Below are 21,559 nucleotides of genomic sequence, written 5' to 3'. Positions count from 1 at the left end.
GGAGCGGGTGGGCGCCGACGTGGGTTGAACCGATGACGGTGGGCGCCTCCCGGGACGACGATCTGGACCGGACCCTTGCCGCCGTCGGCCTGCGGCTGCGCCGCCTGCGCCGGGAGCGCGAGACGACCCTCGCCGAGCTCTCCGCCAGCACCGGCATCTCGACGAGCACCCTGTCGCGGCTCGAGTCGGGTCAGCGCCGGGCGACACTGGAGCTCCTGCTGCCGTTGGCCAGCGCCTACCGGGTGCCGCTCGACGAGCTCGTCGGCGCCCCGCCGACCGGCGACCCCCGCGTGCACGGGAAACCCATCAGCGTCGGCGGGATGACCGTCGTGCCGCTGTCCCACCGGCCCGGCGGCATCCAGACCTTCAAGCACATCATTCCCGCGGGACCGCGGGTGGACGCCCCCGATCCGCGCAGCCACGAGGGCTACGAGTGGCTGTTCGTTCTCCACGGCCGGCTGCGGATCGTCCTCGCGGGCAACGACCTCGTGCTGTCCGTCGGCGAGGCCGCCGAGTTCGACACCCGCGTCCCGCACTGGTTCGGCGGCGCCGACGAGAACGCCGTCGAGTTCCTCAGCATCTTCGGCCCGCAGGGCCAACGCATGCATCTGCGGGCCCGCTCCCGCAGCGCCGCCGACCGGTCAGTGCCGGACGCCCGCTGACCGGCCCGCCCCCGCAGCGGCGCGCACCCGGTGGCGGGAACCCGGCGCAGCCTGATGACGGTGTCCGGTCTGGAACCCGGCGTCGCGTCCGGCCGCCCAGCCGCGCGGCGGGCCCGGCCGGCGGACCGGGCAGGTTCCGACCGGCGGACACGGGATGGCCGAAACGCCCTGACATCGCTCATTCATCCTGATGTCGGGCAGCCGTCAGGGCCGCTCTGCCAGCCTTCGCCAGCTGGGAGACTCGGCGAACCAGGTGGGAGGGGATGCGGGTGGACTGGGAACTACGGGCCTGTTCGCGCAAGGGCCACGTCACCTATCGGCCGGACGAGGCGGACCTGGCCGCGCGCCTCACCGCGGCGACGCCGGCCGGGCCGAGCTGGCGGTGCCTGCGCTGCGGCGACTTCGTCCCCGGCGAGCCGGCGCGGTCCGGTCCCGCGCGGGACGCGCCGACGCTGTTGCGGGGCCGGGCGCTGCGCGACGCCACCGTGCTGCGGCTGCTCGCCCTGGAACGGCTGGTCCGGGCGTTGCTGATGGTGCTGGTCGCCTACGCGATCCTCCGCTTCCGCCGATCCGAGGACCAGGTGCAGCGGCTGTTCGACCGGGCGGTGCCGGCCGCGCGGCCCCTCGCCGACGTGCTCCACCTCGACCTCGACCACTCCCCCACCATCGAACATCTGCGTCACCTGGTGCATACCCGGCCCCAGACGCTGCTGCTGGTGGCGCTGCTGCTGTTCGGGTACGCGGCGGTGCAGATCGTCGAGGCGGTCGGGCTGTGGCTGCTCAGGCGGTGGGGCGAGTACTTCGCCGCCGTGGCGACCTCGGCGTTCCTGCCGCTGGAGGTCTACGAGCTGACGGAGCGGATCACGTTCCTACGGATCGGGGCGCTGATCATCAACGTCGCCGCGGTCGCGTACCTGATCGTCAGCAAGCGGCTGTTCGGGGTTCGCGGCGGGGCGGCGGCCTTCGAGGCCGAGCGGCATGCCGAGTCCCTGCTCGAGGTCGAGCAGTCCGCCAATGTCGACGGCAGGCGCGCGACCAGCGCCGATGGTGCTCTTACCGCGAATCACTGACCCGCTGGGCGGCGGCTGCCCGGGTGGCCCGACCGGGCTGATCCGGTGCTCCACCGTGCCGAAACGCCCGAAACGTCCCCGCGTTTCCCCTGCTTGCGCGTTCACATTACGGTCAGATCAACACGATGACCGTTAGCCGGGGCAATATCGCGCCTCGTCCGGCAGACTGGATGCGATCACCGCAACGGCGCGAGGGGGTTCCTGACCAGGAATCTCGTCGGAGGCCCCGATCGGCTGTGGGGGAAGCGGCTGCGCATGACACATGAACTTGTTCCGAAGGTTATCAATCCTAAATTCACAAACTTTGTACTCATTACATGACGTTCGCCGGACTCGCCGACGCGCACCGGCACCTTGGTGTGCTGCCGGCCCACCCGTTCTACGGAGGTCCGGCCGTGAACCCGGACGTCTGCGCCCGCGGCACGGTGGCGGACCTCATCGCCGACCTTGACCGGGAGGGCACCGCGCGCGCCCTGGTCATCCCGAACTACGGGGTGCCCGACGTCGCGCGCACCTTCGAACTCAACAACCTGGTCCTGGAGGCGGCGGCACACGACGACCGCATCCGCGCGGGCCTGTTCGTCTCCCCGCGCCCGCAGGACGCCGACCTCACCGCGCGCGCCCTGGCGCTCGCGGGTGAGCCCGGGGTGCGGGCACTGAAGACGACGTTCCTGCTCGGTGGCAGCGTCGACGACGCCGGCTGCCTCGCCCAGCTGGAGCAGATCTTCGCGACCGCGGTGGAACGCGACCTGATCGTCCACATCCACACCTCGCCCGGCGCCGCGAGCGACATCGACCAGGTCGGGAAGCTGGTCGATCGCTTCGGCGACCAGGCGAAGATCCATCTGGTGCACTTCGGCGGCGGGATGAGCGGGCACATCAAGCTGGCCGGCGGCCGGTTCTTCGACTGGGTCGCCGCCGGCAAACGCGTCTACACCGACCTGAGCTGGTCGATCGGCTTCGCGCCGCGCTGGCTCGCCGCCGAGATCGACCGCCGCGGCCTCGGCCACGACCGGCTGCTGTTCGCCTCCGACGAACCCTGGGGCGATCACGCCGGGGAACACGCCCGCCTCGCCGCGGCGGTGGGTGACGGCGAGCTCGCCCGGCACGTGTTCGGCGCGAACTTCGCCGCCCTTTACGACTGAACCGGCGAGCGCCCGGCCCCGTGCCGCCTGTCGGTAGCGGAAACGGCAGGCGAACCGACCCCACGATCCGCCCCCCGGCGTCTCCACCGTCCCCCAAATCCGGACCATCCACCCGACCGGGGTCAACCCGGTCGTGCCACCGTCCCCGAGCAGCACCGTCCCCGAGCAGCACAGTCCCGAGCAGCACCGTCCCCGAGCAGCAGGCGCCCGACACCCACGAGGAGAACACGATGTCCCTTGACGAAACGATCAGCGAGAACATCGCCAGGAGCCTGGCCGAGATCCCGCACCCGTCCCTGCCCAAGGGCAGCAACCTCTACGGCGGCACCAAGATCTTCCCGGACTACCAGGCGGAGAACGGCGAGTGCTACTTCACCCTCGTCCACGGCATCGCCCACGAGTCGTCGGTGAGCTTCGTCGCCGTGCTCCAGGCGACCCGGGCACTGCGCAAGGGCTTCGAGTCGGCGATCTACTTCTACGGCCCCGGCTCGATCAACTGCATCGCGAACCGCGGCTTCCCCACCACCGGTGACGCGGCGTTCCCCGGCGAGACCAACATGAACCTCTCGCTGGAGACATTCATCAAGGAGGGCGGCACGGTCTACTGCTGCCGCTTCGGCCTCGCCCTGCACGGCGCCCGCGAGGAGGACCTCATCGCCGGGGTCATCCCCGCGCACCCGCTCGACGTGCAGGACGCGGTGATCCACTACGCCCGCAAGGGTGCCATCATCAACTCCACCTACATGGTGTAACGATGGCGAGCACCGCGCTGAGAAGTGAGCTCGCGGTCTGCGGCGTGGCCCTCGACGCCCCCGTCCAGCGCCACGGTGGTGCAGGCCCCTCCGACGATGGTCACGTCCTGCTGGGTGGCGCCGGTGCCGCTCTGCCGATCGTCCCGACCAGCCGCTATCAGGTGCGGGACGGCCGGCTGCTCCTCGACGGGGCCGACCTGGGCCTCGCCGTCGAGCCGGTCCGCCGGCCCGCCTTCTACGATCTGACCACGGCCGACGGCGTCCCCTACCACCAGATCGCCCGCCTGCACGGCGCGGATGTGCTGGCCACCACGGTCGTGCAGACCTGCGTGCGGTACCGGGTGGAGGAGCGCTGCCGGTTCTGCGCGATCGAGGAGTCGCTGCGCCGGGGCTCGACCACCGCGGTGAAGACACCGGAGCAGCTCGCGGAGGTCGCCGAGGCCGCGGTGCGCCTCGACGGTGTCCGGCAGCTGGTGATGACCACCGGCACGACCGCCGGGCGCGACCGCGGTGCCCGGCACCTGGCCCGCTGCGTGCGCGCGGTCCTCGCGGCCGTGCCGGGCCTCGCGGTGCAGGTGCAGTGCGAGCCGCCGGGTGACCTCGCGACGCTCACCGAACTGCGCGAGGCAGGCGCGGCAAGCATCGGCATCCACGTCGAGTCGCTCGACGACGCGGCCCGGCGCCGGTGGATGCCCGGCAAGGGCTCGGTGCCGCTGGCCGAGTACCGGGCCGCCTGGCGCGAGGCGGTGCGGGTGTTCGGCCGCAACCAGGTCTCCACCTACCTGATCATCGGCCTCGGGGAGGATCCCGACGAGCTGGTCGCCGGCGCCGCCGAACTCGTCGAGATGGGCGTGTACCCGTTCGTCGTGCCGCTGCGGTCGATCGCGGGAACACTCGCGACCGACGTCGACGGGGCGTCACCACCGGCCGCGGAGGTCGTCGCCGACGTGACGACCCGGGTGGCCGCGTTGTTGCGCGCCGCCGGGATGCGCGGCTCGGAGCAACGTGCCGGCTGCGCCGCCTGCGGGGCGTGCAGCACGCTGCCCTCGGCGGGTGCCTGATGGACCTGGGCGGAGTCCTGCTCGGTGCGCCGGCGCCGGGCGCCGTCCGACCGGCGTGGACGATCGAGGTGGCGGCCGGCGAGGCCGACCTGCGCGCCTACCGGCGGCTGCGGCACGAGGTCTTCGTCACCGAACAGGGCCTTTTCACCGGCACCGACCGGGATGACGCCGACGACGACGAGCGCACCGTCGTCCTCGTCGCCCGCGCGGCCGGCGGGGACCTGCTCGGCGGCGTCCGGCTGCATCCCGCCACCGCGATCGACCTCGGCTGGTGGTGGGGCGGACGCCTCGCCGTCGCCCGCTCCGCCCGCGGCGGCACCGGCATCGGCCCGGCCCTGGTCCGCGCGGCCTGTGCGTTCGCCGAACAGGCCGGGGTGCTGCGCTTCGACGCGACCGTGCAGCCCGGCGCCGCCCGGATGTTCACCCGGCTGGGCTGGGCGCGGATCCGTCCGCAGCCCACGGCGGGCACGCCCCACGTGCTGATGCGCTGGCCGACATACCGCCTGGCTCGGCAGGCCGCGGCGGCCAAGGCGCCGCTCGGCGCGCTGCTCGACGGCCTGCGACCCGGCGGCGAGGGGTTCGTCGGCGACGACGGGGCGCCGGTGCCCGGCAGCGATCTCGTCGCGGCCTGCGACGCGATCGTGCCCTCGCTGGTCGAACGCGACCCGGAGTGGGCCGGCTGGTGCGGGGTCCTGGTCAACGCCAACGACCTGGCCGCGATGGGGGCCGAGCCGGTCGGGCTGCTCGACGCCGTCGCCGCCCGCGACGCCTCCTTCGCGGCCCGGGTGCTGTCGGGGCTGCGCGCGGGATCGGCCGCCTACCGGCTGCCGATCCTGGGCGGGCACACCCAGTTCGGCGTTCCGGCGGCGCTGTCGGTCACGGCGCTGGGACGCGCCGCCCGGCCCGTCCCGTCCGGCGGCGGCCGGCCCGGCCACGTCGTGTCGATCACCGCCGACCTCGGCGGCTCCTGGCGGCGCGGACACACCGGCCGGCAGTGGGACTCCACCACCGGCCGCGACGCCGACGCGCTCGCCCTGTTGACCAGCGTCGTGGCGCGCACCAGGCCGGCGGCCGCGAAGGACGTGAGCATGGCCGGCATCGCCGGCACCCTCGGGATGCTCGCCGAGGCCAGCGGCTGCGGTGCCGTGCTCGACGTCGCCGCCGTCCCCCGACCCGTCGGCGCCGGGGTCGCCGACTGGCTGTCCTGTTTTCCGGGTTTCGCGATGCTCACCGCCGACGAGCCGGGCCGCGGCGTCGCCGCCGCCGGCCCCGCGACGACCGTCGCCTGCGGCGCGCTGGTGCGCGGCGCCGGGGTGGCGCTGCGCTGGCCGGACGGCGAGCTCACCGACGGCGTGCCCGGCAGTGTCACCGGGCTCGGCCCGGCCAGGGAGAAGAAATGATCACTGTTGCCGCGGTCGCCGCGGAGTTCGGACGCGACCTTGACGTGGCGTTCACCCGGATCGCCGCGATCCTCGACGAGGCGCGAGCCCGCGGCGCTCGCCTCGTCGCGCTGCCCGAGGCCGCCCTCGGCGGCTACCTGACCGCTCTCGACGCCGTATCCGCCGACGAGGCGGCCGCGCCGGCCGGCGAACCCGCTCCCGCCGCCAGCGCGGCCGACTACTCGCTGCCGCCCGCGCTCGACCTGGACGGCCCGGAGGTGCGCCGGCTCGCCCGGCTGGCCGGCGACCTGGTGGTCACCGCCGGACTGTGCGAGGCCGACGGGGACGCGCGGTACAACACCGCCGTCGCGGTGAGCGGCGACGGGGTGCTCGGGGTGCACCGCAAGGTCCATCAGCCGCTCGGTGAGGGGGCGTCATACCTGGCCGGGAACAGCTTCGCCGCGTTCGACACGCCGGTCGGCCGCCTCGGCATGCTGATCTGCTACGACAAGGCGTTCCCGGAGGCGGCGCGGGCGCTCGCCGTCGACGGCGCGCAGATCGTGGCGTGCCTGTCGGCCTGGCCGGCGGCGCGCACGTTCAGCGCGCCCGACCTCGCCGAGGACCGGTGGACCCACCGGTTCGACCTGTTCGACCGGGCCCGTGCGCTGGAGAACCAGGTGCTGTGGCTGTCGGCGAACCAGGCCGGTTCCTTCGGGTCGTTGCGGTTCGTCGCGAGTGCCAAGGTCGTCGGCGCCGGTGGCGAGGTGCTGGCCACCACCGGCACCCGTCCCGGCGTCGCGTACGCCGCCGTCGACCTCGCGGCCATGCTCGCGAGCGCCCGGGCGAGCATGTTCCACCTGCGCGACCGCCGGCCCGACACCTACCCACCGGGCACCGATCACCCGGCGCCCACCCGGGCGGCCGCGGACGTGGCGTCCGCCGGTCCGGGAACAACCACCAGTCATGTGGCAGAGGTCTGATAGCCGTGTCTGTGGAACACCTGCCCGTGGTCGTCGTCGGCGGCGGCCAGGCCGGCCTGGCGATGAGCTGGCACCTGGTCGCCGACGGCGTCGAGCATGCCGTGCTCGAACGTGACGCCGCCCTGCACACCTGGTCCGACGCCCGGTGGGACAGCTTCTGCCTGGTGACCCCGAACTGGCAGTGCCGGTTGCCGGGCTACGACTACGCCGGGCCGGACCCGGACGGCTTCATGGTCAGGTCCGAGATCATCAGCTGGCTCGACGGCTACCGTGCGAGCTTCGGCCCGCCGCTGCGCGAGCACCTGGCCGTGACGGCGGTGCGCCCGCTCGGCGACGGGCCGGGCGCCGAGGACCCGGCGGGCGGGTTCGCGGTGCGCACGACGGCCGGCGAGATCGTCGCCGAGCAGGTGGTCGTCGCCACCGGCGGGTACCACACCCCGGCGATCCCGCGCCTGGCCGAGCGGCTGCCCGCCGGCCTGCACCAGGTGCACTCCGCCGGCTACACCCGTCCCGCCGACCTGCCCGACGGGCCGGTGCTCGTCGTCGGCACCGGCCAGTCGGGGGCGCAGATCGCCGAGGATCTGCATCTCGCCGGCCGGCAGGTGCACCTCGCCGTCGGCAACGCGCCGCGGTTCGCCCGCCGCTACCGCGGCCGCGATGTCATCGCCTGGATGCACGACACCGGCCACTACGCCAAACCCGTCACCGACAAGCCCGTCGAGGAGCGCGACCAGGACCGCACCAACCACTACGTCACCGGACGTGACGGCGGGCGGGACATCGACCTGCGCGCGTTCGCCCGCGACGGGATGGTGCTGCACGGCCGGCTGCTCGGGGTCGAGGACGGCCGCCTGCGCTTCGCCGACGACCTGACGGTGAACCTCGACGCCGCCGACGAGGTGTACAACGGCATCAACGGCCTCATCGACACCCACATCGCCGCGAAGGGACTCGACGTGCCGGTCGGCCCGAGCCGCTACGCGCCGGTCTGGCGCCCGGACAGCGACACCGGGCCGGACCTCGGCTTCGGCGAGCTCGCCGCCGTCGTCTGGGCGACCGGCTTCACCCGGGACTACCGCTGGCTGCACGCCGGGGTCTTCGACGGCGCCGGGCACCCACAGCACCGCCGCGGGGTCACCGCCCTGCCCGGCCTGTACTTCCTTGGCCTGCCCTGGCAGCACACCTGGGGTTCGGGCCGCTTCGCCGGCCTCGCGCCGGACGCCGCTTACCTCGCCGACCGGATCGCCGACCGGATCGCCGAGTGCCTCGCCGGAGGCCGCGCCGCCGGGACAGTCGCCGCGGCGGCGATCGCCGGCCCTCGCAGGGCCGACCAGCCGGCCGACCAGCCGGCCGGCGCCGGCGGACGCGGGGAGCCGGCGCGGGACGGCCGGTGACGGCCATCCGCCTCGCGGCCGCCGCCGCACACTTCGGCCGTGACCTGGACCGGTCCCTGGACCGGATCGGCTCGATCATCGAGGCGGCCCGCCGGGAGGGCGCGGCGCTGCTCGTCCTGCCCGGCGGTGCGCTCGGCGGCTACCTCGCCGACCTGCGCTCCCCGGCCCCCGACGCGCGGCCGCCCGCGGTGGCGGCGGACGGCCCGGAGATCCGCCGGGTCGCGGCGCTGGCCGGCGAGCTCGTCGTCTGCCTCGGCTACACCGAACTCGCGGACGGCCAGCGGTGGAACTCGGCGGTGTGCGTGCACGGCGACGGCGTGCTGGGGCGCTACCGCAAGGTGCACCAGCCGCCGGGCGAGGCTCTCGTCTACGCCGCCGGCGACCGCCTCGCCGCCTTCGACACCCCGATCGGCCGGCTCGGCCTGCTCGTCGACTACGACAAGACCTTCCCGGAGGCGGCGCGGACGTTGGCGCTGGACGGCGCGCGCGTCGTCGCCTGCGTGTCCGCCTGGCCGGCGAGCCTCACCCGGCGCGCGGAACGACTCACCCAGGACCGTCAGGCCCGTCTGTTCGACCTGTACGACTGCGCCCGCGCCGCCGAGAACCAGATCGTCTGGGCGTCGTCGAACCAGACCGGGACGACGGGTGGCCTGGCCTTCTTCGGACAGGCGAAGATCGTCGGCCCCGGTGGGGACGTGCTCGCCCGCACCTGGACCAAGGGCGGCCTCGCCGTCGCCGAGGTGGACGTGGCCGGCGAGATCGATCGGGCCCGGCGCGTCCTGTACCACCTCGCCGAGCGGCGGCCCGAGCTGTACGGGCACCCGGAGCTGTCCGCCCGGCCGGACGGCCGGTGACCGGGGAGACGGTGACCGGGGAGACGCCGTGCGCATCGCGTTGCTGACCTACTCGACCCGGCCCCGCGGCGGTGTGGTGCACACCCTGGCGCTGGCCGAGTCGCTCGTCGAGCTGGGTGCCGCCGTCGACGTGTGGACGCTGGCCCGCGGCGGCGACAGCGGGTTCTTCCGGCCCGTCGACCCGCGAGTGGGGCTGCGGATCGTACCCCTTCCCGACCTGCCCGACGAACCGGTCGGCCGGCGGATCCGCCGGTCCATCGCCGTGCTCGCGGACGCGTTCGACGACGCCGGCTACGACGCCGTGCACGCCCAGGACTGCATCAGCGCGAACGCCGTGCTCGACGCCGCCGCGGCCACCACCACAGCAGCAGCAGCCACGCCGGACCGCGGCCCGGCCCGGTGCGTCCGCACGATCCACCATCTCGACAGCTTCACCACGCCGGAGCTCGCCGCCTGCCACGAACGCGCCGTCGTCGCCCCGCGGGCGCACGTGTGCGTCTCCGCCGCGGTCGCCACGGAGGTCGAGCGCGGCTGGGGCATCCGGCCGACGGTGATCGCGAACGGGGTCGACGCCTCGCGCTTCGCCGCTGCCGCGGACGACCGCGCCGGCCGGCGGGCATGGCGCGACCGGCTCGGGCCGTACGTCCTCGCCGTCGGCGGCATCGAACCGCGCAAGGGAACCGCCGACCTGGTCGAGGCGATGGCGGCCGTCCAACGGGCCCGCCCGGACCTGTCCCTGGTCATCGCCGGCGGCGAGACCCTGTTCGACTACCGGGACTACCGGGAGTCGGTGCTCGACCGGGCGGCGCGCCTCGGCGTGACACCGCGGATCCTCGGGCCGGTCCCGCACGGCGAGCTGCCCGCGCTGGTCGCCGAGGCGGCGGCGTTCGCGTTCCCGTCGACGAAGGAAGGCTTCGGCCTGGCCGCGCTGGAGGCGTTGGCCGCCGGGGTGCCGGTGGTGGCCCGGGACCTGCCGGTGCTGCGCGAGGTCCTGGGCGGCGCGGTCCGCTACGCCGCCACCGCCGACGATCTCGGCGCCGCGCTGCTCGCCGCCGCCAGCGGGTGCGACGCGGCCAGGCTCGCCGGCGGCCGTGCCCTCGCCGCCCGTTACACCTGGGCCGAGGCCGCGCGGGCCCATCTGGCGTTCTACCGCCGGCTCGGCGCGGCGGGGCGGGGGGGGGGCGGGCGCCCCCCCCCCCCCCCCCCCCCCCCGCCGGGGGGGGGGGCGGGCGGGTCCCGGGTCAGCCGCCGGCGCCGGCCCGCGGCTGCTGGGTGAAGCTGTCCTGCCAGACCGCCTTGGCGCCGCTGTCCCCGATCCGGTAGATCTGCACGACCGCGCCGACGCCGAGCACGACCGCGAGGACCGCGAGGACCGTCAGCACCAGCGTCTCCGCTGTGCCGCCGCTGCGGGCAGCGGCGTGCGCGCCGCCGCCCGCGGCGGACGCGCCGGCGCGCCGCGTCCAGATCCAGGTGGCCGCAGCGACGACGAACAGCCCGGCCGCCCAGGGCAGCAGCTGGTCGCCGAGCTCCGCATGCCGTTGCACCAGTGGGTCCGCCGGCACCCGCGCCTCCAGCCACTCCCCGGCATGCGTGGTCAGCGGCACGCTGATCAGAGCGACCAGCGCGACCAGCGGGGTCACGACGCCCAGCCGGCGGCGGGCGGCTGGCCAGAGCGCCGACAGCACGACCAGCAGCGCCGCGAGCGGCACGAGTATGACGACCACGTGCACGAGCAGTGCGTGCGCGGGTAGTCCGTTGATCTCGGTCGGGCCCACAGTGCCTCCTTCGGGTCGGCCGCTTCGCTGGCGCGACCGGCGACTACCACAGTAGTACTACAGCAATAGTCATACTACTGTGGTAGTCGCCGGTGGCTAGACTGGCGGCATGCGGCGCAAGGGGTCGGCCCGCCGAGAGGCCGGGGAACTGGAGACGGTCGTGCTCGCCGTGCTGTGGGGGGCGGAGCAACCGCTGACACCCAGCCAGGCACAGGAGGCGCTCGCCCAGGACGGTCATCAGCTCGCGTACACGAGCGTGGCGACGACCCTGGCCCGGCTGCACGCCAAGGGCCTGCTGCACCGTACCCCCGCCGGCCGCGGCCACGTCTACGCACCGTCTCCGGACGCCGCCCGGCAGAACGCCGACCGGATGCGCGGGCTGCTCGGTGAGGGCAGCGGCCGGGCGGCCGTCCTGAGCCACTTCGTCGCCGGCCTGACAGCCGACGACGAGGCCACCCTGCTCGCCCTGTTGGCGGCCGCCGAAAGCGACGTGGCCGACCCCGGATCCCGCCAGGCTGGTCCCGGCGAGGCCGAGGACCGCGGCGCGCCGGGCCCGGTCGGCCCGGCGCGGGCCTGATCCGCAATGCGGTACATGGTCTGGATTCCGCTGGTGGTGAGCGTCGCCATCGCCGTCGCGGCGCCCGCGGCGGCGCTTCGGACCCCACCGTGGGCGCGGCCGGCGGCGCTGACGGGCGGCGCGGTGCTGGCGGCCACCGGCTGGCTGTGGTCCCTGGCCCTGCTGGCGGCCAGCCTCGCGCAGCGACTGCCCGGGCTCGCCCGCGGCCTGGACCTGCGCGTCCCACCCCGGCCCGCCGTGGACCTGCCGCCGTCGACGGTGGGCGCGGTCGCGGCCGGCGCGGTGGTGGTCGCGGTGCTCACCCTGGTCGCGGTCGTCGCCCGGCTGGCCCGTGACCTGCTTCGGGCAGAACGGATGGTCCGCCGGCTACCGGACGGCCGCGTCCACGTCGTGGCGCACCGGCTGCCGAACGCCTACGCGGTGGGCGGCGTGACCGACGGGCGCGTCGTGGTCACCACAGCCATGCTCGCCTGCCTGGACACCGACGAGCGGGCGGCCGTCCTGGCCCACGAACAGGCACATCTCGCGGGCCGCCATCACTGGCTGCGCATGGTGGTCGACTGCTGCGCGGCCGTCGACCCGTTGCTGCGGCACCTTCCGCGGCTGGTCGACGCGGCCTGCGAGCGATGGGCCGACGAGCGCGCGGTCCGCACGACCGGCCAGCGGGTCGTGCTCGCCCGGGCGCTCGGGAAGGCGGCGCTGGCGACGTTGCGCGCGCCGCGGCCGGGCCGACCGGCTGCGGAGACGGTCGCAAGGGCGAGCCGCACCGTGACCGGGCTCGACCACGGCAGCGTCGCGGAGCGGATCGCCGCGTTGCTCGACGGTCCGCCGCGCCCGGACCGGATCCCGGTCCCCCTCGCCGTGCTGAGCCTGACCCTCGCCGTTGTGAGCATCGGTTCGGCGGTGCATGCCAGCGCCGACTGCCTCGCGCCGTTCCGATGAGGGGAACCGGCCCACGCGGGCAACCGCCGCCGTGGATCCGGCTGGCGGCGGTGTCAGCGGCGGGCCGGATCGGAGCCGACCACGGAGACCGCGGCCCGGCCGGCACGAGCCGTCGGGGCCGAATCACCCGGGGTCACGCCCGGCGCGGGTGGACGCCGCCGGCCTGGGTCGGCGGGCGGCCGGACCGCGTCGGGCGCGGCCGCGAGCAGCGACCTGTACACCTCGGCGAAGTCCCGGGCCGCCCGCACCGAGCGGTATCCGCCGAGCCGGCGGGCCAGCATCCGCAGGCGTTCGGCGGACCGCGCGGAGTTCACCCGGGCGTCGAGGCGCGCCGCGCGGGTCGCCCGAGCGCAGGCCGCCTCCACGTCTCCGCGCAGCAGATGGACCTCGGCGAACCAGGTCTCGTAGAGAGCGACCTCCCGCGCCCGCAGTGGATCGTAGCCGGTCAGGCCACGCCGCAGCCGGTCTTCGGCGCGTTCCGGCCGGGACAACTCCGTCCAGCACCGGCCGGCCATCACGTCGATCTCCCGACCGTCCAGCCAGTAGACCCATTCGGGGTCGGCGCCCGGGTCGGCATGGTCGAACAACCGCTCGACGCTGGCCAGCGCCCGCTCGCAGGCCCGCCGGTCGCCGGCCCGGGCATGCGCCCAGGCGAGCCGGTCGGCGAGCATCGCCTGGGTGGTCGCCGACGCGGCCGTCCCCACTCCGGCGCAGGCCGTCTGCGCGAGCAGCACACCCTGGCGGACATCGCCGCTGCTCGCCAGCTGGTACGCGTGAGTGGAGATCAGGTTCGCGGCCAGGGCGGCGTCACCGCCCGCGTGGGCCGCCCGGATCCCGCCGGTGAGCAGGCGGCCCGCGGCCGCGTTCCGGCCGGCGTCCGCGGCGACCCAGCCGGCGAGCTGGCAGAGCTGGGCCAGCGAGGACAGCAACCGGCGGCCGACCGCCGCGTCGTACACGGCCTCGCGCACCATCGTGACCGTGGCGAGAAGCTCCCGCTCCACGAGGGCGATGAGGTCACGTCCGCCGACGTGGTCGTCGAGCCGGCGGAACTGCCGAACCCGGCCCTCCACCCGCTCGGCCAGGGCCGCGCCGACGTGGCGGCCGGCGGCCAGCTCGGCGATCTGGGGTGGCTCCATCAGCAGCCACTCGTGGGCGAGCCGCACGGCGTCCCAGGAGCCTGGCTCTCCTTCAGGCGAACAGGCCTGGCCGGGGACGCGGGCCCGCAGGCGCGGCGGCGCCGGCCCGGGATCTCCCGGCGCGGTGGGGGCGCCCCGGACCGCGCCCGCCAGATAGACCGCGAGCACCTCGCTGCTGCGACGGGTCCACGCGGCGGCGGGCCGAACGCTCTGGAATGGCAGGCGAAATCCGGCGAGGGGAGACGGAAGCGGCCGGCTTTCGTCTCCTGCCGTTCCGGGTGGCACCTCCGGCGGGTCGGCACGATCGTCGGAGACCGGCCGGGCGGGTGACCTGTCGTACCCGCCGGTGTTGATCAGCTCACCCGGCAGCGGCGGGCGAAATCCGAGCTCCGGTTCGGTAACCCCGAACAGCTGACAGTAGAAACGCCGGTAGGCGACACCGGGAAAGACTTTGCCAAGTTCGTGTCGACGGACCATTTCTGCCGTCGCCGCCGGCGGTCGGAAACCAGCCGTCCGAGGCAGTCCGCGCAGCCGTTCGGCAAGGCCGTCCTGGGTCAGACCGTGCGCTTCTCGAAAACGCCTGAGTGTGCTCGGCGACCAGCCTGGATGCTTGTCGGCAGACACGTCGGCCCCGTTCCCTCGACCCATCCCCCTCCAGCAACATTCAGGATAGTCAGCGAGATCGGTCCGCCGGGCTGAACCAGCAGAATCGGCGTTGGCCTCCCAGAATGTCCGTTTCCGGGCGGTGTCCGGATGTCTGGGCATCCGACCGCTGATCTGTCCTGGCCGGCGGGCCCACCACGCGATGAACTCGACCCAGCGGCCGCGGTCCGGGCGACGGGGAGGCCGCCGCGGAGAAGTGCCGCGACCAAGGCGCCGGTCGGTACATGCTGCCCGGAAAGGACACCTGCCGCCTCCCAAATGGCCGGGGGGTGCCCGGGCCGGCCCGGGCGGGCGCGTACGGGCCACCCGACCAGCCCGCCCAGCTCCGGCGGCCACCGCCTGGCGCCGGCCGATCCCGCTCGGGCCGATGGGCCCTGCGCAGCTCCGGAGCGGCTCCCCTCGGGCGCCGTGTCGGCAGCCGAGGCACCCGCGTCGGTGCTGGTTCCCGGTCGGCCGACGCCCCCGTGACGCACGCCCGCCCACCAGGCCGGAAAGCGCGGACATTCCCGCCCGGCGACCCCGCTCCACCAGCACGGAAACAACTGCCACACCGCACCGACGAGGCCAGAAAATGTCTCCCGAGGACAACCAGAAGCCCAACCGAAAACTCTTCGGGACGACCAGAAACAACCGGCCAGAACGGATCCGCCGCGCCGTCCGAAACGCTGGCGGAACGAATCTTCCTGCCCGCGCTCGCCGGCCCCGGCGAGCGATGTCCGGTCAGACGAAAAGGCTCGAGGTCGTCGTCCGACGCGACATCCGCGGGGGCCGCCGTGTGGTCCGGCCCACACCTCGGCGACCGCGAAATCATTCCGTCTGCGGAGGGTGGCATCAGGAAGCTCCGCGCCCCGCGCCCGGGTCGACCGGCCCACATTGATCACGACTACTCCCGGTGGACTTACCACCCGCAAGGTCGCTAGACCCTCATGTACGACAATGCGGGACATGGCCTGTTCGGTAGTCGACCCCTCGACTGTTAGCGGCCAGGTCGGCGACACCCACTGGGCGTACGGGGGATCACCGGATTGACCACTTCACCACCACCACCACGGCGGTTCCGACTGGTCCGGATCATGCAGCTTCTGCTGATCCTGGCCACGCTCGCGCTGGCCGTGACCTCGTTCGTGGACGTGCCGGGATTCAGCGGCGAGGTCGGTTCGATGCGCTTTGGCATCGCGGTCCTGTCCGGCCTCATCTGCGTGACCCGGGCGGTTCTGGTCCGCGGTGAACGCCTGCCCTGGGCCCTGCTCGGCATCGGGCTGGTCTGCTACGGCTGCGGGACGATCTACCATGCCGTCGCCATCGGCAACGATGTCGCACCATCGCTGGCGGACGTCGCGTGGCTGCTGTTCTACCCGGCCTGCTACCTCGCCGTGATCCTGCTGCTGCGCCGACGGCTGGTCCGGCTGCACCACAGCGTGTGGCTCGACGCGTTCGTCGGCGTGCTCGGGGTGGCGGCGCTGACCAGCGCCATCGGGGTGGCGATCGCCCGGGCCAACCCGGAGTACAGCGCGTGGACGATGGCGGTCAACGTCACGTATCCGCTCGCCGACCTGCTGCTGATCCTGTTGGTGGCAACCGTGTTCGGCCTGCTCGGCTGGCGGCCGGGCCGGATGTGGTGGCTGCTGGGCGCCGGGCTGGCGGGGTTCGCGATCGCCGACTCGCTGCTCGTGGTGTTCGTCACGACCGGCTGGGCGCCCGCCGGTGGGGTGCTGCCGTCCCTGTGGCTGTTCTCGGCCCTGATGCCGTCGCTGGCGGCCTGGCTGCGTCCGCGCTGGCAGCCGTCGTCGACGATGTCCGGCTGGGGGGTGATCGCCGTCCCGCTGGTGTTCACGGCGATCTCGCTGGGGCTGCTGGTGCTGGGTGCCACGACCGAGCTCCCGCCGCTCACCGTGGGGCTCGCGGCGAGCACCGTCCTGGCCGCCCTGGCCCGCGCGGCGCTGACGTTCATCGAGGTCCAGCAGCTCGCGGACAGCCGGGTGCTGGCCAACACCGACGATCTCACCGGGCTCGCCAACCGCCGGGGTTTCCTGGAACGGCTGGCCCGGGCCGGGCAGGGCGTCGGCCGGGCGACCACGTTCGCCCTGTTGCTGCTCGACCTCGACCGGTTCAAGGTGATCAACGACTCGCTCGGCCACCAGGCGGGCGACGCGCTGCTCACCCAGGTCGGCTCGCGCATCGCCGACGCACTGCGCCCGGGCGACCTGCACGCCCGTCTCGGTGGCGACGAGTTCGCCGTGCTGCTGGAGAACGCCGACGCCGACGGGGCCCGCCGCGTCGCCCACCGGGTGCTGGCCGTGCTGTCCGAGCCCTTCGACGTGGCCGGGGTGATCCTGCACGTCGACGCCAGCATCGGAGCCGCGGTCTTCCCCGACCACGCGCCCGACACGCAGACGCTGCTGCGCCGCGCCGACATCGCGATGTACGCCGCGAAGACGCACCGCACCGGCGTGGAGACCTACCGGCCCGGCTCCGACACGGACAACCTCGCCCGCCTGGACATGATCGAATCGCTGCGGGCCGCCCTCGGTACCGGCCAGATCGAGGTCCACTACCAGGTCAAGGTTGATCTGGTCACCGGCCGGGCGGATGCCGTCGAGGCACTCGCCCGTTGGCGCCACCCGACCCGCGGGCTGCTCGGACCGGCCGAGTTCCTCCCCCTGGCCGAGCAGGCCGGCTTCATCCGGCTGCTGACGATCGAGGTGCTGCACAGCGCCCTCGAACAGTGCCGGCGGTGGCACTCCGCCGGTCTGGCGGTCACCGTCGCAGTGAACCTGTCCGCGTCGGACCTGCTGGACCGAAGCTTCCCGGCCCAGGTCAGCGGAATTCTCGCGGGGTTCGGCCTGAGCCCCGCCGCCCTCGAACTGGAAATCACCGAGACGACTCTGATGCTCGACCAGGTGGTGTCGGCGACGGTGCTCGGCGAGTTGCGGGCACTCGGCGTCGGCATCGCCGTCGACGACTACGGCACCGGCTACTCGTCGCTGACGCGGCTGCTCGAACTCCCGGTCAACGTCCTGAAGCTCGACAAGTCCTTCATTCAGCAGATGGCGAACGACCCGCGGGCGGAGGCCATCGTCCGGTCCACGGTGAGCCTCGCGCACGCCCTCGACCTGCGCATCGTCGTCGAGGGAGTGGAGACCGCGGCGGCGATCCGGATGTTGTGCGACGTCGGCTGCGACCTCGCCCAGGGGTTCTTCCTCGGGGAACCGGGCCCGTCCGAGACGGTTACCGGACAACTCCAGCGGCGCTGCCTGCCGGCTGGCACGATCGACGAGAGCGACACCGGCGGCGATCCCGACGACGGTGTGAAGGTCGACGGTGTGAAGGTCGACGGTGTGAAGGTCGACGGTGTGAAGGTCGACAGCCCGCACCTCGACAGCCCGCACCTGGGTGGCACGGATGGTGACCTCGTGGATGCCGAGGGTGGGCCGGGCGCTGGCCGGATCGAGCGAGCCGCGGCGGCTGCGCCCGGACTGAGGAGGGTGGCGTGCTGAGGACGTCGGCGAGCCGGACCCGAGGGTCGGCAGGCAGCCCGTGGCGCTGACCGCGGCGCCACGCCCGGTGGGACACACCGTGTGGGACGGCGTCTCGCTGCTGCGCAGCCCAGGACGCGCGCCGGTCGCGGTGGGCGGCAGGCTGGACCCGCCGACCCTGATCGGCGCCTATCGGGTCGGTGCCTTCCCGTGGCCTACCGGCGCGGATGCTGACGACGATGCGGCCGATGACGAGGCGGCCGATGACGAGGCGATCGGGTACCGGGAGCTGCTCCGGGCGGCCGTGGCCGCCCGGCGGATCCGACACCTGTCGCCGCGCGGCCCCGGCGGGTACGACCTGCCCTGGTGGAGCCCGGACCCACGCGCGGTGATCCCGGCCGGGCAGGTCCGGGTGAACCGGTCGCTGCGCAAGCGGATGCGCACCTGCGGGTGGACGTCGACGGTGGACGCGGCCTTCGTCGAGGTGGTCCGGGGCTGCCAGCGCGACGGCACCTCCGGCTGGATCACCGATGAGCTGATCGAGGGTTACGCCGAGCTGCATGCCCTGGGCTGGGCGCACAGCGTCGAGGTCTGGGATGCGGACGACCTCGTCGGCGGCGTCTACGGGGTGGGGGTGGGCGGCGTCTTCGCCGGCGAGTCGATGTTCCACGCCCGCACGGACGCCTCCAAGATCGCCCTCGCCGACTTCGACGCGCGGTTCACCGCCGCCGGCGGCGCGCTGCTCGACGTGCAGATGATGACCGAGCATCTCGCCTCCCTCGGCGCCCGGGAGGTGCCCCGCCGCGACTACCTCGCGGTGCTGACCCGGGTCCGCGACGCCGACGTCCGGCTCGACCGGGACCGAGCGCCCGTCAGCCGGCTCGCGCCACCTGCCGGCTGACGGCGGCGGTCCGCGCACCCGACCGCGCGCGAAGTGGGTTCAGCCGGTCGACCCGCTCCCGGTCGACCCGGTCCCGGCCGGTGGCGGGGATGAGGCCGCCATCAGCGGGAAGCGGGCCGCGGCGGCGGCCAGAACCGAGAGCAGCTCGTCGATCTCCTCCTCGGTGTTGGCGGCCGTGACCTGGATGCGCACCCCGACCTGGTCGCGAGGAACGACCGGGAAGGGCACCACCGACGCGAACACTCCCCGGTCGTAGAGGAAACGGCCGAGCTCCTCGGCCCGGCTGGTGTCCGTCAACGGGATCTCGATGATCGGGAAGCCGCTCGTGTTCAGCGTGCCGACGCCGATGCGGCTCAGGCCACCGAGGACCGCGGCCGTCAGCCGGTGCAGCCGTGCCCGCAGCTCGTCGCCGCGCCGTTCGTTGACCTGCAGGCCCACCAGCCCGGTCGCCAGCGACGCGACCGGCGACGGCCCGGAGAAGATGTAGGGCCCCGCCGCGGTCTTCAGGTACTCCTTCACCTCCGTCGGGCAGGCGACGAACGCGAGCAGGGACGAGTACGCCTTCGAGAAGCCGCCGACGAGGATCAGGTTGTCGTAGGACTCGCCGAGATGACGCACGATGCCGTTGCCGCGGTCGCCGTACGGACTGGACTCGTCGGCGTGCCGTTCGCCGACGATGCCGAAGCCGTGCGCGTCGTCGACGTAGAGCAGCGCGTCGTGGGCGCGGGCGAGGGCGAGCAGCTCGGCCAGGGGCGGGCCGTTGCCCGTCATGCTGTGGATTCCGTCGACGCAGATCAGTCTGGGAAAGGGCGCGACGCGCAGGCGCTGTTCGAGTCGGTCGAGTCGGTCGACGCTGAAGCGCCGCACGGTCCCGCCGCGCGCGGCGGTCATCGCGGCGCCGTCGTGGGCGGTGCGGTGGGCGTGGGTCTCCACGAACAACGCGCCCCGACCGACCAGCGCGGGCAGCACGGACAGCTGGATATGGGTGATGGTCGGCAGCAGCAGTGCGTCCTCGGCGCCGAGCAGCTCGGCGAGGGTCCGCTCGATGGTGCCGTAGGGCTCCGGGCTGGCGATCAGCCGGGACCAGCTCGGATGGGTGCCCCACCGGTCCAGATAGGCGGGAACGGCGGCAATGATCTCACGATCGAGATCAAGACCGAGATAGTTGCAGGAGGCAAAATCCGTGAGCCAATGACTGCCGATCCGCACTCGACGACCATTGATCTCGTCGACCGTCGCATCGTAAAAGGGCGCGCTGCGACGCATTCGGTCAAGCTCCGCCAGTATCCCCAGTGGCTGGTCCAGGATGGGACGCCAGGCCGTCGAGAATAGATCGGCCGACAGCGGCCCGGACCGTCCCGGGCTTTCGACAGTCCGCGTCATCCCCGCCACCGGGCCGGCTGGCCAGCCGGATGCGCTAGCACTGCGGCTTTGTGTAGGCCGTTACTGGCCGAACGAGCTCCAGCTCGCCTGATATGTCTAGATTGCCAGTTTTGTCGGACATGCGGGCACGCGACTACCATCACCAATCCTTTGGATCATCGGAAACGAACGTCACCGAGCCAGGGAACGAGGAAGCGCAAACAGAACCGAGGGAATCCCGCGCAGCAGAATGATAAACCGCACGAGTCGTTGGATTCCGAAATTCGGCCACAATAAGGCCAAACAGACCGGCGGTAGCTCCGTCCACTGCCAAGGGACTGCCCGCAGAGTTAGTCCGCAGCCGGCATACCGGTGCGGGCCAATGATCCGTGCCGAGGCGCCCCCGCCAGCCGGTCGGGCGAGCCTGACCGGCGGGGATGTTATCGTGCCCGCCATGTCTGACACGGCGGCATGGGCGGCGACCTCCGCCGAGCCCACGGAGGAGCCCACGAACCCCGCGGCGCGCGAACCAGCGGGCCCGACGGGCGAGCAGGCGGAGCCGGTGCGCACGTTGCCCTACTCCGGTTGGGGCCTGATCCGCTCCAAGACCCTGTTCCTCGCGCACCGCAAGGAGCCGGTCGACCCGGCGGGGTTCTACTCGCTGATCGCCGCGGACTCGGTTCGCCAGCTCCAGCGGTACACCCCCCTGGCCGACCAGCTCGTGCTGGACGTCGGCGGCGGACCGGGCTACTTCCGCTCGGCCTTCCTCGACGCCGGCGCCCGGTACGTGTGGGTCGAGCCGGACGTGTCCGAGATGGAGGCCGCCAGCATCGACGTGCCGGGACGGGTCCGCGGCAGCGCGCTCGACCTGCCGTTCCAGACCGGCAGCATCGACCTGTGCTACACGTCCAACGTGCTCGAGCACGTCCCCGACCCGTGGCGGATGTGCTCCGAGCTGGTCCGGGTCACCCGCCCCGGCGGGCTGATCTTCCTCAGCTACACCAACTGGCTCTCGCCCTGGGGCGGCCACGAGACCGCTCCCTGGCACTACCTCGGCGGCGACCGGGCGGCGGCCCGCTTCGAGCGGCGCAAGGGCAAGGCCCCGAAGAACATCTACGGCCGGACGCTGTTCCCCGTGTCCGTGGCCGACACCCTGTCCTGGGCGCGGCGCCGCAGCGACGTGGAGATCGTCGACGCTATGCCCCGCTACCTGCCGGACTGGGCCAAGGTGATCCTCAAGGTGCCCGGCGCTCGCGAGATCATCACCTGGAACCTGGCGATGGTGCTGCGCAAGCGCTGACCCGCTCGCCCCGGGCCGGTCGCCGGGTCAGACGAGGCGGAGCTGCTGGCCGGCGACCGGCCGGGGGGCCCCCCCCCCCCCCCCCCGGCCCCCCCCCCCCCCCCCGCCGGCCCCCCCCCCCCCCCCGGGC

Annotated in this window: 18 protein-coding genes; 15 read left to right on the top strand and 3 right to left on the bottom strand. The window is 73.6% G+C overall.

Annotation, left to right across the window (positions count from 1 at the left end; translation table 11 throughout):
* Nucleotides 1-32 precede the first annotated feature (32 nt).
* The 10 genes from MXD60_RS10060 to MXD60_RS10015 all read left to right on the top strand — a co-directional run bounded on the left by MXD60_RS10060 (nucleotide 33) and on the right by MXD60_RS10015 (nucleotide 10,573).
* Nucleotides 33-662, top strand: coding sequence for a helix-turn-helix domain-containing protein (locus tag MXD60_RS10060; RefSeq protein ID WP_248818740.1), 630 nt, complete (start codon nucleotides 33-35; stop codon nucleotides 660-662).
* Nucleotides 663-925: 263 nt separating this feature from the next.
* Entirely contained in the window at nucleotides 926-1,732 is an 807-nt protein-coding gene (locus MXD60_RS10055; RefSeq protein WP_248818739.1) for a DUF2127 domain-containing protein, read from the top strand.
* 317 nt (nucleotides 1,733-2,049) lie between these two features.
* Nucleotides 2,050-2,877: an amidohydrolase family protein gene (locus MXD60_RS10050; protein WP_248818738.1), complete on the top strand. Its 828-nt coding sequence runs from the start codon at nucleotides 2,050-2,052 to the stop codon at nucleotides 2,875-2,877.
* A gap of 230 nt (nucleotides 2,878-3,107) precedes the next feature.
* Complete coding sequence (locus MXD60_RS10045) at nucleotides 3,108-3,629, top strand: MSMEG_0572/Sll0783 family nitrogen starvation response protein (RefSeq protein WP_248818737.1); 522 nt, start codon at nucleotides 3,108-3,110, stop codon at nucleotides 3,627-3,629.
* 2 nt (nucleotides 3,630-3,631) lie between these two features.
* Nucleotides 3,632-4,690: an MSMEG_0568 family radical SAM protein gene (locus MXD60_RS10040; RefSeq protein ID WP_248818736.1), complete on the top strand. Its 1,059-nt coding sequence runs from the start codon at nucleotides 3,632-3,634 to the stop codon at nucleotides 4,688-4,690.
* The gene (locus MXD60_RS10035; protein WP_248818735.1) at nucleotides 4,690-6,090 is read left to right on the top strand and encodes an MSMEG_0567/sll0787 family protein; all 1,401 of its coding nucleotides are present in this window, start codon (nucleotides 4,690-4,692) and stop codon (nucleotides 6,088-6,090) included. Before MXD60_RS10040 ends, MXD60_RS10035 begins: the two co-directional genes overlap by 1 nt.
* Complete coding sequence (locus tag MXD60_RS10030; RefSeq protein ID WP_248818734.1) at nucleotides 6,087-7,049, top strand: carbon-nitrogen hydrolase family protein; 963 nt, start codon at nucleotides 6,087-6,089, stop codon at nucleotides 7,047-7,049. Before MXD60_RS10035 ends, MXD60_RS10030 begins: the two co-directional genes overlap by 4 nt.
* A 5-nt stretch (nucleotides 7,050-7,054) precedes the next feature.
* Complete coding sequence (locus MXD60_RS10025; protein WP_248818733.1) at nucleotides 7,055-8,443, top strand: MSMEG_0569 family flavin-dependent oxidoreductase; 1,389 nt, start codon at nucleotides 7,055-7,057, stop codon at nucleotides 8,441-8,443.
* Nucleotides 8,440-9,297 (top strand): carbon-nitrogen hydrolase family protein, encoded by an 858-nt coding sequence (locus MXD60_RS10020; protein WP_248818732.1) that lies wholly within the window; start codon nucleotides 8,440-8,442, stop codon nucleotides 9,295-9,297. Before MXD60_RS10025 ends, MXD60_RS10020 begins: the two co-directional genes overlap by 4 nt.
* Before the next feature lie 28 nt (nucleotides 9,298-9,325).
* Nucleotides 9,326-10,573 (top strand): MSMEG_0565 family glycosyltransferase, encoded by a 1,248-nt coding sequence (locus MXD60_RS10015; RefSeq protein WP_248818731.1) that lies wholly within the window; start codon nucleotides 9,326-9,328, stop codon nucleotides 10,571-10,573.
* Here MXD60_RS10015 and MXD60_RS10010 read toward each other — a convergent pair.
* Nucleotides 10,539-11,072 (bottom strand): DUF2231 domain-containing protein, encoded by a 534-nt coding sequence (locus MXD60_RS10010; protein ID WP_248818730.1) that lies wholly within the window; start codon nucleotides 11,070-11,072, stop codon nucleotides 10,539-10,541. The genes MXD60_RS10015 and MXD60_RS10010 overlap by 35 nt on opposite strands.
* A gap of 109 nt (nucleotides 11,073-11,181) precedes the next feature.
* Between MXD60_RS10010 and MXD60_RS10005 the strand changes: the two genes are divergently transcribed.
* Both MXD60_RS10005 and MXD60_RS10000 read left to right on the top strand, forming a co-directional pair.
* Nucleotides 11,182-11,649: a BlaI/MecI/CopY family transcriptional regulator gene (locus MXD60_RS10005; RefSeq protein WP_248818729.1), complete on the top strand. Its 468-nt coding sequence runs from the start codon at nucleotides 11,182-11,184 to the stop codon at nucleotides 11,647-11,649.
* Between the two features lie 15 nt (nucleotides 11,650-11,664).
* On the top strand, nucleotides 11,665-12,591 hold the full coding sequence (locus tag MXD60_RS10000; protein ID WP_248818728.1) for a M56 family metallopeptidase: 927 nt from the start codon (nucleotides 11,665-11,667) through the stop codon (nucleotides 12,589-12,591).
* A 53-nt stretch (nucleotides 12,592-12,644) separates the two neighbouring features.
* Here the strand turns inward: MXD60_RS10000 and MXD60_RS09995 are convergent, their stop codons facing one another.
* Nucleotides 12,645-14,204, bottom strand: coding sequence for an NsdA family TPR-like regulatory protein (locus tag MXD60_RS09995; RefSeq protein WP_248818727.1), 1,560 nt, complete (start codon nucleotides 14,202-14,204; stop codon nucleotides 12,645-12,647).
* Nucleotides 14,205-15,463: 1,259 nt separating this feature from the next.
* Between MXD60_RS09995 and MXD60_RS09990 the strand changes: the two genes are divergently transcribed.
* On the top strand, nucleotides 15,464-17,887 hold the full coding sequence (locus MXD60_RS09990) for a putative bifunctional diguanylate cyclase/phosphodiesterase (protein WP_248818726.1): 2,424 nt from the start codon (nucleotides 15,464-15,466) through the stop codon (nucleotides 17,885-17,887).
* Nucleotides 17,888-17,927: 40 nt separating this feature from the next.
* Nucleotides 17,928-18,767 carry a leucyl/phenylalanyl-tRNA--protein transferase gene (aat, locus tag MXD60_RS09985; protein ID WP_248818725.1) on the top strand — a complete coding sequence of 280 codons (840 nt, stop codon included), beginning with the start codon at nucleotides 17,928-17,930 and terminating at the stop codon, nucleotides 18,765-18,767.
* A gap of 39 nt (nucleotides 18,768-18,806) precedes the next feature.
* On the opposite strand, the gene MXD60_RS09980 is transcribed toward aat, so the two are convergent.
* Nucleotides 18,807-20,150 (bottom strand): aminotransferase class I/II-fold pyridoxal phosphate-dependent enzyme, encoded by a 1,344-nt coding sequence (locus tag MXD60_RS09980; RefSeq protein ID WP_248818724.1) that lies wholly within the window; start codon nucleotides 20,148-20,150, stop codon nucleotides 18,807-18,809.
* 541 nt (nucleotides 20,151-20,691) lie between these two features.
* Here MXD60_RS09980 and MXD60_RS09975 point away from each other — a divergent pair.
* Nucleotides 20,692-21,429, top strand: coding sequence for a class I SAM-dependent methyltransferase (locus MXD60_RS09975; RefSeq protein ID WP_368861203.1), 738 nt, complete (start codon nucleotides 20,692-20,694; stop codon nucleotides 21,427-21,429).
* Nucleotides 21,430-21,559: the final 130 nt, after the last annotated feature.

This window comes from Frankia sp. AgB32 (genome assembly GCF_023243045.1).
Classification (GTDB): domain Bacteria; phylum Actinomycetota; class Actinomycetes; order Frankiales; family Frankiaceae; genus Frankia.
The sequence above is the reverse complement of the archived record's forward strand: the minus strand, read 5'-3'. Positions and strand labels throughout refer to the sequence as shown.